The following is a 12,742-nucleotide window of genomic DNA, read 5'->3' on the forward strand; positions in this document are numbered from 1 at the left end:
CGAAAAGCGATAGTTTCCGATCAAGTCGATTGCGGCTGGCGATGCTTTGCGTGGGGTTCAGCGTTTGGTGGCGAGGCGGGCTTCTAGACCGTCGAGTACTCGGGATAGCCCGTAGTTAAAGGTTTCGTCGCTGTTGGTGGCGGCGTCCTGCGCGTCGTGGGCGGCGTAGAGGGCCTTGACTCGGGGGAACTGCTCAGCCGCCTGGCGGGCGGCCGGCCAGACGCTGGTCATCCAGTCTGTTGCGGACATTCCGCTGCGTTTGACCTTGCTGAGCGTGGCCGCCTCGGTAGAAGCGATGCCGACCACGAAGCCGAGCACGGCGGTGGATGCCTGGTTGGCCTCCACCAGGTCGAAGCCGGCGGTTTCGTAGAGCGCCAGCATGCGGTCGGACATGTGCAGCACGTTCGGCCCGAAGTAGGTCACGCCGACGTCGGCGAGCGTCGAGCCCATCCAGGGGTGCCGCAGGATCATGTCGCGGAAGCTGTGGGCGAAGTCGATCGCGCCCTGCTGCCACTCGTCCGGGTCGCTGATCTCGGCGATCTCGAGCTCGCCGTAGACGTGGTCGATGACGAGCTCCATCAGCTCTTCCTTGTTCGCGACGTGCCAGTAGACGGCGGTCGCGACGGCGCCGAGCGCGGCACCCAGGCGGCGCATGCTGAGCGCCTCCAGGCCGTCCGCGTCGAGCAGCTTGATCGCCTCGGCGACGATCTGCTCCTGGCTCAGCGCGGGCTGGTCCCGGCGCTTGCGCTTCGGTCGGGTCCAGACCGAAGCGAACTCCTCGCTGGCCATCACGCCTCCTCGGGTGTTCGGGGTGCCCAGCCTAGCGCATTTCCTGAACAGCGTGCAGTAGTTGACCGGCGTTCAAGTCGCATGCACACTGTTCAAGCAAGCTGCACACCGTTCAATAACCCACCTGAGGAGGTGCGCGATGACTGATCGTCATCCGCGTCGCTGGCTGATCCTGATCGTGCTCTGCCTGAGCACTCTCGTCCTGGTACTCGACAACGGTGTGCTCACCGTCGCTATCCCGTCCCTGACCGAAGACCTCGGCGCCACCGCCCAGGACATCCAGTGGATCATCGCGAGCTACATCCTGGTCTTCGCCGGTCTGCTGCTCACCGCGGGCAGCCTGTCCGACCGGTACGGACGCAAGCGGGTGATGATCGTCGGCCTGATGATCTTCGGCGCCGCGTCGCTGCTCGCCACCTACGCGAACAGCCCGGAGACGCTGATCGCGGGCCGGGTGCTGATGGGCATCGGCGGGGCGGTGGTGATGCCGAGCACGCTGTCGATCCTGATCACCGTCTTCGACGAGCAGGAACGCCGCAAGGCGCTGGCGATCTGGAGCTCGGTGCTGATGGTCGGGCTGATCGGTGGACCGATCATGGGCGGCGCGCTGATCGCGCACTTCTGGTGGGGTTCGGTCTTCTTGATCAACGTGCCGGTCGCGGCCGTCGCGATCGCCGCGGCGATGATCTGGATGCCGGAGTCGAAGGGCCCGTGGCGCAAGCCCGACCCGCTCGGCGCGATCCTCTCGATGGTCGGTCTCGTCTCGCTGGTCTGGGTCATCATCGAGGTTCCGAACCGTGGCATCGACTGGCCCATGCTCGCTCTCGCCGTCGTCGGCCTGGCCGGGTTCGTGGCCTGGGAACTGCACACGCCGGTACCGATGGTGCCGCTGAACCTGTTCCGCAACCGCAACTTCTCCGGCGGCAGCCTGTCCCTGCTGCTGGTCCAGATCGGCAACGGCGGCCTGGTCCTGGCGCTGACTCAGTACCTGCAGTTCGTGCTCGGCTACACCCCGACCAAGGCCGGCCTGGCGCTGGCGCCGATGGCCATCGCGGTGATCCTGGTCAACGGAGTGGGCGCGACGCTCGGTCAGAAGATCGGCAACCGGCCGATGACTGCCGCGGGCCTGGTCGTACTCGCTGGTGGCTTCCTGTTCCTGTCGACGCTCGGTGCCGACGACGGGTTCGGCATGGTGGCGATCGCCCTCGCGCTCTTCGGTGTCGGTGGAGGTCTTGCGCAACCCGCAGCCACTGCGGCGCTGATGGGCGCTGTCCCGCATGAGCACGCCGGTGTCGGCTCCGCTCTCAATGACACTCTCCAGCAGTCCGGTGCGGCTCTTGGTGTTGCGATCCTCGGCAGCGTCCTCGCCAGCAACTTCACGTCGGAGATGCCAGAGAGCGCTCCCGCCGCCGCCCGCGAGTCGATCGGTGAAGCACTGGCCATCGCGATCAGCACGGGCGACGCCGGGCTCGCACAATCCGCCCGAGTCGCGTTCGCCGAGGCCATGTCGAGCAGCTTCGTCGCCGGCGCGATCGCAGTACTGGGCTCCGCGGTACTGGCTTTCGTCCTCCTCCGCGATCGCAAGACCGACCCTCCGACCGAGCAGCAGGACGACGACCTGGCCGCCGTCTCCGCGCACTGACAACCCAGCAAATCAAGGGGATCCCGCTCATGACCGACCAGTGGATCGACGCGGCACTCGCTTCCGGTACTTCCTGGTCCGAAATTCGCAGGACACCGAGCCTCCGGCGGGTTACCGTCTCACCCCGGCGCCGGTGGATCTTGCGCTGGTGGCAGCCCTGTCGGGCTGACCGTGTCACAAACTGCCGGTCATCTCGTCAGGGTTGTGTACGGATCTGGATCTCCTGTGGGTGGAAGGAAGTCATGAGTTCAGCACTTGAAACACTTCGGTCCGGTTTCGGCGGCGACATCATCGAGCCAGGCGGAGCGGAGTACGAAACGGCTAGCCGAACGGTATTGGCCGGAGGTAGCCCGGTCTGTGTCCTGCGGCCCAAGAGCGTCGAGGACGTGCAAGCAGGCGTCAGGTACGCCGTTGACGCAGGGCTTGCGCTGGCAGTGCGAGGCGGGGGCCACAGCTTCCCGGGCTTCGGTACCAACGACGGTGGCGTCGTGATCGATCTGGGCAAGCTCGCGTCGGTGGAGGTCATCGACAAGGAACGGCACCTGGTGCGGATCGGCGGCGGCGCTGTCTGGGGTCAGGTCGCGGCCGCTTTGGCACCGCACGACCTGGCGATCTCCTCGGGCGACACCAAGAGCGTCGGCGTCGGTGGGTTGACGTTGACCGGCGGCATCGGCTGGAAGGTCCGGAAGTACGGTCTGGCCCTGGACAACCTGGTCGCCGTCGAGCTGGTCACCGCCGACTTGGAGGTCGTGCGAGTGAGCGAGGAGACCAACCCGGAGCTGTTCTGGGCAATTCGCGGTGGCGGCGGCAACTTCGGGATCGTGACCGCCTTCGAGTTCGCGGCACACCCGACGACCGACGTCTTCTTCGGCAAGATCACCTTCCCGGCGACGGAGCTGCCCACAGTCCTCCAGGGCTGGGCCGACTACCTCCGTACTGCGCCCGAGGAGCTCACCTCCATCGTCAGTTTCGCCAATCCGTTCGCCGGCGGACGTGAGGCGCCGGTCGAGGTCCAGGTCGCCTTCGACGGCGATGACGCGGACCTCGCCGCGACGGCGATCGACCCGATCCGCGGGCTCGGTACGGTCCTCGACGACGAGGTCACGCTGAAGCCCTATGCAGACATTCTCGAGGAGGGCCTGGTCCCGCCGCCTGGCATCCAGATCGTTGCCCGGAGCGCTTTTGTGGACAAGGGGTCTGTGCCCGAGGTACTGCGGATCCTGGCCGAGGCCGGCGCATCGGAACGGCCTCCGATCGTCGCCATCCGCAGCGTCGGTGGAGCGGTGTCGCGGGTCCCCGACGACGCTACCGCGTACGCCCATCGCCAAGCGGAACTGATGTTCGTGACCACCACCGTGGGTCCGCCGCCGGCCATCGAAGCGGCTCAGCCGGCACTCGAGGCGCTCTGGCGCACACTCGCACCGCACGTCAACGGCGCCTACGCGAACTTCCTCGCCGCTGCCACCGAGGACGATGTCGCAGCGGTCTATCCGGCCGGGACCTACCAGCGACTCGCAGCGGTCAAGCGTCAGTACGACCCGGCCAACCTGTTCGCCGGGAACCACAACGTCCGGCCCGAGTCCACGGAGTGAACAATTTGTCGTGACAAAGCAGGAGTAGTGGATACGGTGTCGACTTTCCGCGATCGATCGGAGGCGCATCGTCACCGCTACTCCTGTGGTCAAGGCACCACCGGGGGCCAGCCGGACCGGACCGGAGCCGCTGCCTGCGCTCAGTCGCCGGTGATTTGCCGAAACGGCAACGAAGTTTGTCATTCCTGGGAGTCCGGCAGATGCTGGCGGTATGACTGTCGACAACAGACCCGCCGAAGAGTACTGGAACGCCCGTTACAGCGAGAGCTCGCAGATCTGGAGCGGAAAGCCCAACGTAGAACTGGTCGACGAGGTCGAAGGACTGATCCCGGGGAGCGCGCTCGACCTCGGCTGTGGTGAAGGCGCCGACGCGATCTGGCTCGCCCAGCAGGGCTGGCAGGTCACCGGCGTCGACATCTCGTCGGTCGCGCTCTCGCGCGCGGCCCAGCACGCCGAGGACGCAGGCGTAGCCGACCGCATCGACTGGCAGCAGCATGAGCTCGGCAAGAGCTTCCCGGACGGGACCTTCGATCTCGTGTCGGCGCAGTTCCTGCATTCACTGGCCGAACTGCCCCGCGAGACGATCCTGCGCGCGGCGGCCGAGTCGGTGGCGCCGGGCGGCATCCTGCTGATCGAGGGGCACCTCGGCTTCCCCGACGTGGAGAAGCATGCGGATCACCCGGACATCCACTTCCCGACGCCGGCCGAGGTGATCGCCGATGTCGGGTTGGAGGACGGTCGCTGGGAGATCCTGGTCGCCCGCGAACACGAGCGGAAGCAAGTCATCGACGGCAAGCTGCTCACGCGACGCGACAGCACAGTAAAGGCCCGCAGGCTGCCCATCTGACCGTCAGCAGTCGGACTTTGGGCACCGGCCAGGCGCGCAGTTCGCAATACGGCGACTGGCCGGTGCTCAAGGTGCGGGCAGAACTGGAGGGTGAAAAGGGGGCGAATGAACGGAGGATGTGGTTAGTGGTCTTCGGCGAGGGGGAGGTGGACGGTGAAGGTGGCTCCGTGGCCGTGGCCGTGGCCGTGGGTGTCGGTGACCGTGACCTTGCCGCTGTGGGCCGCGACCAGAGCCGCGACGATCGACAGGCCGAGGCCGGAGCCGCCCGTGGACCGGGTGCGGGCGGAGTCGGCTCGGTAGAAGCGTTCGAACACTCGCGCCTTCTGCTCCTCGCTCAGACCAGGGCCGGTATCGGCCACCTCGAGGATCGCCTCACCGCCGCGAGTGCCGACCGAGATCGTGATCGGTGCCTCGAAAGGCGTGTGGTGGAGCGCGTTGCTCACCAAATTGCCGAGTACCTGACGCAGGCGCGCCTCGTCGCCGTTGACGACAGGCGCGCCGGAGTCCGGCAGGATCCGCAGTTGCACCGACCGCCCAGGCTGAACAGCTTGTGCGTCGTGCACCGAGTCGCCCGCCAAGGTCAGGAGATCCACCGGCTGGTGCTGCAGCGGCCGCTGCTGGTCGAGTCGCGCGAGCAACAGCAGGTCGTCGACGAGCAGCCCCATCCGCTTGGCCTCGTCCTCGATCCGCTTCATCGTCGCGGGATCCGCCGGCGCACCCTTCTGCCGGGTCAACTCGGCGAACCCGCGGATGGACGTCAGCGGAGTACGGAGCTCATGACTCGCGTCGGCGATGAACCGCCGCATCCGCTCCTCCGACTGCCGAGCGTTCTCCTCGGACCGCCGCGCCGCATCCTCCGAACGACGGGCCGCGAACTCGGATGCGGTCCGCTGCGCGAACGCCCCCTCGATCTGCCCAAGCATCTGGTTGAGCGCCAGCGACAACCGCCCCACCTCGGTCCGCGGATCCCGCTGCGGCACCCGCCGACTCAGATCCCCACCCGCGATCGCCACTGCCGTATGCTCCACGTCTTCAAGCCCGCGAAGGCTCCGCCGTACGACGTACGTCCCGACCCCGGCGAGCAGGACAAGCAGGATGACGCCAGCAGCGATCTGGACTCCGATCAGCCGCTGAAGAGTCCGGCTCATGTCGTCGAGGCTCTGCGCCACCATGATGTAGGCGTTGCCGTTCTGCATCGGAATGGCAACCACCCGGAACGTCTCGCCGCCGGAGACAGCAGGCACGTTGAATGCCTTGGTTCCTCGCCCGACGACCTGGACCAGCGTCAGCGACGGCAGGTCGGGCTGCGCCGCAGACTGGTCGAGTGGCTGCCGGATTGGATCGTCGATGCGGGTGCCGCTCGGATCGAAGCGCTGCACGACGAAGACGCTGGGGAGCCTCGGGCCGCCGGGTTTGATCGGGGGTCCGAAAGGATCGTCGTTTCGCGGTTTGGTGAGTGCCTTCGCGGTGTCCTGCAGTTGGGTGTCCACGCGATCGATCAGGTAGCCGCGCATGATCGTCGTCGCGACCAGACCGGAGGCGAACAAAGCGGCCGTCACCAGCGTGAGCAGCGTCAGCACGATGGTGATCCGCAGTGGATACCGCTCGGTGATGCGGCGGTGGCCGTGCATTAGTTGGGGCCTCGGGGAGTGCGGAGGACGTAGCCGACGCCGCGGACCGTGTGGAGAAGTTTCTGGTCGCCCGTGTCGACCTTGCGGCGCAGGTACGACATGTACGACTCGACCACGCCGGCGTCGCCCGCGAAGTCATAGTTCCAGACGGCCGACAGGATCTGGCCCTTCGACATCACCCGCTCGGCGTTCTCCAGCAGGCAGCGGAGCAGCTTGAACTCGGTCAGTGACAGCTGCACCGCCTCACCTGCCTTGAACACCTCGTAGCTGTCCTCGTTCAGCTCCAGGTCGGCATACCGCAGTACTGCGGGCTCAGTCGCCGTTTGCTCGCGATGGCCTGAGCGGCGCAGCAGAGCGCGCACCCGGGCGACCAGCTCGTCCAGGCTGAACGGTTTGGTGACGTAATCGTCGCCGCCGGTCTGGAGGCCGAGCACCTTGTCCTCGACGGCGTCGCGCGCGGTGAGGAACAGCACGGGCACGTGCCGGTCCTCACCGCGCAGCCGGCGGACCACCTCGAAACCGTCCAGCCCGGGCATCATCACGTCCAGCACGACCAGGTCGGGCTCAACCTCTCGTGCCTTGCGCAGCGCCTCGGCGCCGTGCGTCGCCGTGGTCACCTCGTACCCGGCGAAGCGCAGACTCGCGGACAGTAGCTCGACGATGTTCGGTTCGTCGTCGACGACCAGCAGATGCGGGCTCATGACCTCAGTCTTACGCCTGCACGTGTGTGATCGCTGGGAGGTTCCTGGCAATCGGCTGTGAGTGTCAGCCCCAGCTCAGCGTGGTCCGCCCTTGAAACCCCACTTCTTCTGCGCCGCGTCGCGCTGGGTGCCGTCGCTCACGGTGGTCGCCGTCGCCTTGCCGTCGGCAACGGTCGCGGACACCATCACGGTGTTTCCGGTCTTGATGCTGGCGATGCCGTCGCGGGTCGCGTTGACGAGGGTGTCGGCGGTGACGACGTACTCCTTGCTGTAGCCGTCGGCACTCTTCACCGTGATCGAGTCCTTGCTGACCGCGGTCACCTCGCCCTTCTGGGTCGCGACGGTCTGGTAGCCGCCGCTCTCCTTCTCCACCGTGAACTCGCCGTGCAGCGCGCCCCCGATCCCGAAGGCACCGTGCCGGCCCATTCCACCGGGGCCGCCCGGCTTGGCCGGATCGGCCGAGTTGGGTGCTGATGGCGAGGCGGTCGGGCTCGGAGTCGGATCCGCGCCGGTGGTCGCCCAGGCGACGCCACCTGCCGTAGTGGTGACCACCACGGCCGCGACGGTGCCGGCCACCCGCCAGCGCTTGTCGATGAGCTTCTGGTTCGACGCCATGCTGTAGTGCCTCCCGGTACTGCGCGCCAGGCGGTTCACCTGACACTGGTCATCCCACGATCGGCGGTGGACCTGAGACGAACCTGCGCCGACCCTGGCAAAACCCTGTCAACTCAGACCAGGAACAGCACCGCGACGAGCCAGACGGCGGCGGCGAGCGAAGTACCGATGAACTCGATCAGGATGGACAGGCCGGTCGCGCGCAGGGCGTGTTTGGTCGAGGTCCAGGCTGGGCCGTGGCTGCCGAGGCGCTGCCGCTCGGACAGGTAGACGCCGAGCGGGAAGCCCACGAACATGCCGACCACCGGGATCACGAAGAACCCGACGATGCCGAGCAGTACGCCGATCAGCATCGATCTTCGCGGTACGCCGGACTCGCGCAGCCGCCGCTCCGGCACGATGTACTTGACCACCTGGCTGGCCCCGATCAGCACCACGGCCGCCGCCAGCACGACCCAGCCGGTCGTGCTCTGTTCCTCCAGCGACCAGACCAGGATCGCGGCGAGGCTGAGGATCGCGCCGGGCAGCACGGGGATGACGATGCCGATGATGCCGACGAAGATCGCCACGCCGACCAGAAGAGTCGCAACGCTGTTCACACGGCCACTCTGCCGTAGTTCGACGGTCTTAGGGTGGAGGTATGCCTGACCTTCACGATCTCGTCACCACGCTCGCGGCTCCCTGGGTGGTGCTGTCTCCGCGATCGGGGCAGCTGACCGGTACCGGCGCCGAGGGTGTCTATGCCCGTGACCGCCGCATCCTGTCCCGGTTGGAGGTCACGGTCGATGGCCGTCGCCCGACTCCGGTGCAGGTCGACGAGCCGGCCACCGGCACCACCCGGTACCGCGCTGTGCTCGAAGGCCTCGGTGATGCGGACGGGCATGACCCGACGGTGACGTTGAGGCGGACCCGGCAGGTGGATGGCGACGGCGTCACCGAGCAACTCACTTTCGTCAACCGCTCACACGGGACCGTCGAGTGCGAGCTGACCGTTGCCCTGGGCACCGATCTGGCCGGTACGGCGGCAGTGCGCAGCGGGGCGGCCGCCGACCTTCCAGCCCTCGACTCGATCGCCGGTGCTGACGGGCTGCACTGGGAAGACGGTTCGGGCACCCGGGTGAGCGTTGCCTTCGATCCGGCCCCAGACCTCAACCAGAGCTGGAGGTTGAAGGTTGAGCCCGGTCAGGACGCGACCGTGACGCTCAGGTTGACCGCTAGCTTCCCGCCCGCCGACGGCTTCAGCATCGAGCCGCCCGCTGCCAGGCCTGTTTACGACGGCGTCGAGCTGGAGTGCGACGACCGGCGCGTCGAGCGCTGGGTCCGTCGGTCCTTGGACGATCTGGCCGGCTTGCAGCTGTCCGCGGATGGGGGAGAGCGCTATCTCGGCGCCGGACCGCCGTGGTACCTGACGCTCTTCGGGCGGGACTCGCTCATCTCCGCCGGCATGGTGATCCCGGTCGACCCGGAACTCGCGGCCGGAACCCTGCGCGCGCTGGCCCGTCATCAAGGCACCCGCGTCGATCCCAGCTCGGCCGAACAGCCCGGCAAGATCCCGCACGAGTTGCGGTCCGAGGTCGCCGACCACGGTGGCGGGCTCGTGCTCCCAGCGGCGTACTACGGAACGCACGACGCGACCCAGCTCTGGATCACCACGCTGCACAAGGCGTGGCGCTGGGGGATGCCGGCGGACGAAGTACGGGCGTTGCTGCCGAATCTCCAGAGAGCGCTCACTTGGCTGCGGGACTTCGCGGATCCCGACGGCGACGGCTTCCTGGAGTACATCGACGAGTCCGGCCATGGGCTGGCCAATCAGGGCTGGAAAGACTCCCGCGATGCCGTCCAGTGGCCCGACGGGACGCTGGCCGAGGCGCCGATCGCGCTCTGCGAGGTCCAGGGCTACGCGTACGCCGCCGCGGTCGCCGGTGCCGAGTTGCTTGATGCGTTCGACCTGGCTGACGGCGATGGCTGGCGGCAGTGGGCCGCTCACCTCAGAGAGCGCTTCCGCGAGAGCTTCTGGGTCGATGGCTATCCGGCGATCGCCCTCGACGGCTCGAAGCGACCGGTCGCCGGTCCCGCATCGAACATGGGCCACCTGCTGGGTACCGGAATCCTGGACGAGTCCGAGGAGGCCGCTGTGGCGAGGCGGTTGGCGAGCGCCGACCTCGACAGCGGGTTCGGCCTCAGAACGTTGTCGAAGGCAATGATCCGCTTCAACCCACTCGGCTACCACACCGGCAGTGTCTGGCCGCACGACACCGCGATGACCGTCCAAGGCCTGTACGCCGCCGGCCAGTCCGCCACCGCGACGTCGTACGTGCGAGGCCTGGTCGATGCCGCCGAAGCCTTCGACTACAGGCTGCCTGAGTTGTATGGCGGCGAAGGGGCGGAGCAGGAGAACAGGCCGACGCCGTACCCGCTCTCCTGCCGCCCGCAAGCCTGGGCTGTGGCCTCGGCAATCGCCGTGGTGATCGCGTCCTTGGGGATCGAGCCGAACGTCCCAGCCGGTACCCTCGACATCACACCAGCCGCAGATCTTCCCTGGCAAAGGCTCCGCATCGACGGTCTCCGGGTGGGGGAGACGATGCTGTCCGTTCAGTGGGCAGATGGGCAACTGACAACTAGCTGAGTACTCCGGCCGCGGCGACGGCTGCGATCGTCAGGTAGATGCCGGCGACAACATATTTGCGAAGCCCGTGGTACCGGCCGGCCGTTCGGAAGCGACGGCCGATCGCGTCGGCGCCCACCGCGTAGCAGAGATCGAGCAGCAGACCGATCGCGAGCACGGCCAGGCCGAGCAGCAGCATCTCGTTGCGGACCTGCACGGTGCCGGCGTCACGACTGGTGAACTGCGGAAGGAACGCGAGGAAGAACAGCGCGGCCTTCGGGTTGAGCAGGTTCACCAGGACACCGTCACGGAAGACCCGGCCGAGCGACGAGACCTTAAGGCTGCCGGCGCCGCCGGACTCGCTCGAGCGAAGTGTTCGCACTCCGAGGAACGCGAGGTAGCCCGCGCCGGCCAAGGAGATGACGGTGAACACCAGCGGCGACGCCTGGACCACAGCGGCCAGGCCGAGCGCGGCGAGCAGGATGTAGACGATCGAGCCGGTCTCGATGGCGAACGCGGAGACCACCCCGGCGCGGCGTCCTTGGGTCAGGCTGCGCAGCGAGATGTAGATGTTGTTCGGCCCTGGCATCCCGACCAGCACCACCGTCGCTCCGACGAACCCGAGAGCCTGCCCGATTCCCACCTGTTGCCTCCACCGCTCGAATTGGACTGCTTACGACGACTAGCCTGGCGGGATTGGAAGCAGTCCACCCGAGCCAATAGGGGAAGAAGTGGACCGTTCTGGAGACCCGGCCGCCCTCGCGGATCTGATCGGGCGCCGGCTGACCACCGGCACCGGCGGCCTGTACCGCCGCCTCGCCGATGCGATCGCCGCGCTGATCGGATCGGCCGAGCTCCCGGTCGGCGCCCGGCTGCCGGCCGAACGCCCACTGGCCGACGCGCTCGCGGTCAGCCGCTCCACGGTCGTCGCGGCGTACGACGAACTACGCGCCCGCGGACTCGTCGAGAGCCGCCGGGGGAGCGGCACCACCGTTTCGCCGTCCACGGGGCAAGGCCGCTCAACCGCCGACAAGCGCATGCCCACCGGGTACGGCGAATCGCTGTTCCACCGGATCGCGATCGGCCCCGGCGAGGTGATCGCGATGACGTACGCCGTCGATCCCGGCATCCCCGAGCTAGCGGCCGAGGTCGAGGACCTGGCGCGGACCGAGTTGCCATTGCTGCTGCAGGGCGTCGGCTATCACCCGCGCGGGCTCGAGGTACTCCGGGTGCGGATCGCGGAGCACTTCGCCGAGGCGGGGCTGCCGACCAGCCCGGACGAGATCGTGGTGACGAGTGGAGCCCACCAGGCGATCGCGCTGGTGACACAGATGTACCTGCGAACCGGCGCGGCCGTCGTCATCGAGCAACCGAGTTGGCCGGGCTGCTTCGACCTCTTCGGGGCTGCCGGCGGGCGAGTGGTCGGCGTACCGCTGGATGACGCCGGGGTACGTCCTGATCTGCTGGCGGCCGCGTTCAAGGAGCATCAGCCCGCGATGCTGTTCGTGATGCCGACCTTCCACAACCCGACCGGCCGGTTGATGTCGGCAGCACGCCGCAGACAGGTCGCTGAGCTGGCAGCCAAGCATGGCGTCGTGGTGGTCGAGGACAACGCGTACTCCGCCTGGGACCCCGCCGGGCCGGACGTACCGGCGCCGTTGGCCTCCTTCGCACCGAAGGACGCCGAAGTGTTCACCATCGGGTCGGTCTCGAAAGCCGTCTGGGGCGGTTTGCGGATCGGCTGGATCCGGGCGCCGCGGCCATTGGTCGAGCGGCTCGCGCGGCACAAGGCACTCGCGGATCTCGGCAGCCCGGTGATCGACCAGGCACTCACCGCGCGATTGCTGCCGAGATTGACCGAACTCACTTCCGCCAGGGCAAAGCTCGCGACCGGCCGGAAACACTTGCTCGGTCAGTTACTGACGGAACGCCTACCTGAATGGGGGTGGGCCGAACCGGACGGCGGATCGGCGTTGTGGATTCAGTTGCCGGACACGGATGCGCGGGTCTTCGCCCAGGTCGCGCTGCGGCATGGCGTGGAGGTCGTCGCCGGCCGGGCGATGGATCCGACGGGAGTGCACGACGGCTATCTGCGGGTGCCGTTCAGCTACCCGGCCGAAGTGATGACTGACGCGGTCGACCGGATGGCGGCGGCCTGGCGGGAACTGCGTCGGCACGGCCCGCCTGCGGGCGACCGGGGCGGTGGGGTGGGAGATGTATTCGGCACTGCACCGGTGATCATCTAGACATGACGGATGGCGGCCACCCTGCCGGGTGACCGCCATCGAAGATCAGGAGCGGGAAGCGCCCTCGTTGGCGC

General features: G+C 67.7%; 11 protein-coding genes. 5 read left to right on the plus strand and 6 right to left on the minus strand.

Annotated elements, in window-relative coordinates; translation table 11 throughout:
• Positions 1–57: 57 nt before the first annotated feature.
• A complete protein-coding gene (locus A3ES_RS0118240) occupies positions 58–789 on the minus strand; it encodes a TetR/AcrR family transcriptional regulator (protein ID WP_020388277.1) in 732 nt (243 codons plus the stop codon).
• Positions 790–928: 139 nt separating this feature from the next.
• Here A3ES_RS0118240 and A3ES_RS0118245 point away from each other — a divergent pair, with 139 nt between their 5' ends.
• The 3 genes from A3ES_RS0118245 to A3ES_RS0118255 all read left to right on the plus strand — a co-directional run bounded on the left by A3ES_RS0118245 (position 929) and on the right by A3ES_RS0118255 (position 4,870).
• Entirely contained in the window at positions 929–2,431 is a 1,503-nt protein-coding gene (locus A3ES_RS0118245; RefSeq protein ID WP_020388278.1) for an MFS transporter, read from the plus strand.
• Positions 2,432–2,673: 242 nt separating this feature from the next.
• Positions 2,674–4,023 carry an FAD-binding oxidoreductase gene (locus tag A3ES_RS0118250; RefSeq protein ID WP_020388279.1) on the plus strand — a complete coding sequence of 450 codons (1,350 nt, stop codon included), beginning with the start codon at positions 2,674–2,676 and terminating at the stop codon, positions 4,021–4,023.
• A gap of 211 nt (positions 4,024–4,234) precedes the next feature.
• The gene (locus A3ES_RS0118255; RefSeq protein ID WP_020388280.1) at positions 4,235–4,870 is read left to right on the plus strand and encodes a class I SAM-dependent methyltransferase; all 636 of its coding nucleotides are present in this window, start codon (positions 4,235–4,237) and stop codon (positions 4,868–4,870) included.
• Between the two features lie 122 nt (positions 4,871–4,992).
• On the opposite strand, the gene A3ES_RS0118260 is transcribed toward A3ES_RS0118255, so the two are convergent.
• The 4 genes from A3ES_RS0118260 to A3ES_RS0118275 all read right to left on the minus strand — a co-directional run bounded on the left by A3ES_RS0118260 (position 4,993) and on the right by A3ES_RS0118275 (position 8,416).
• Positions 4,993–6,501, minus strand: coding sequence for a sensor histidine kinase (locus tag A3ES_RS0118260; RefSeq protein WP_020388281.1), 1,509 nt, complete (start codon positions 6,499–6,501; stop codon positions 4,993–4,995).
• Positions 6,501–7,202 carry a response regulator transcription factor gene (locus tag A3ES_RS0118265; RefSeq protein ID WP_020388282.1) on the minus strand — a complete coding sequence of 234 codons (702 nt, stop codon included), beginning with the start codon at positions 7,200–7,202 and terminating at the stop codon, positions 6,501–6,503. The genes A3ES_RS0118260 and A3ES_RS0118265 overlap by 1 nt, the downstream gene beginning before the upstream one ends.
• 75 nt (positions 7,203–7,277) lie before the next feature.
• Entirely contained in the window at positions 7,278–7,817 is a 540-nt protein-coding gene (locus A3ES_RS47530; protein WP_157630588.1) for a hypothetical protein, read from the minus strand.
• A gap of 113 nt (positions 7,818–7,930) precedes the next feature.
• Entirely contained in the window at positions 7,931–8,416 is a 486-nt protein-coding gene (locus A3ES_RS0118275; protein ID WP_020388284.1) for a DUF456 domain-containing protein, read from the minus strand.
• A gap of 41 nt (positions 8,417–8,457) precedes the next feature.
• Here A3ES_RS0118275 and A3ES_RS0118280 point away from each other — a divergent pair, with 41 nt between their 5' ends.
• The gene (locus A3ES_RS0118280) at positions 8,458–10,443 is read left to right on the plus strand and encodes an amylo-alpha-1,6-glucosidase (protein WP_020388285.1); all 1,986 of its coding nucleotides are present in this window, start codon (positions 8,458–8,460) and stop codon (positions 10,441–10,443) included.
• Here the strand turns inward: A3ES_RS0118280 and A3ES_RS0118285 are convergent.
• Positions 10,436–11,065: a LysE family translocator gene (locus A3ES_RS0118285; RefSeq protein ID WP_020388286.1), complete on the minus strand. Its 630-nt coding sequence runs from the start codon at positions 11,063–11,065 to the stop codon at positions 10,436–10,438. The two genes, A3ES_RS0118280 and A3ES_RS0118285, sit on opposite strands and share 8 nt — an antisense overlap.
• An 88-nt stretch (positions 11,066–11,153) precedes the next feature.
• Between A3ES_RS0118285 and A3ES_RS47535 the strand changes: the two genes are divergently transcribed.
• Positions 11,154–12,668, plus strand: coding sequence for an aminotransferase-like domain-containing protein (locus A3ES_RS47535; protein ID WP_020388287.1), 1,515 nt, complete (start codon positions 11,154–11,156; stop codon positions 12,666–12,668).
• The last annotated feature ends 74 nt before the right edge of the window (positions 12,669–12,742 follow it).

The organism is Kribbella catacumbae DSM 19601 (genome assembly GCF_000372465.1).
Taxonomy (GTDB): Bacteria; Actinomycetota; Actinomycetes; order Propionibacteriales; family Kribbellaceae; genus Kribbella; species Kribbella catacumbae.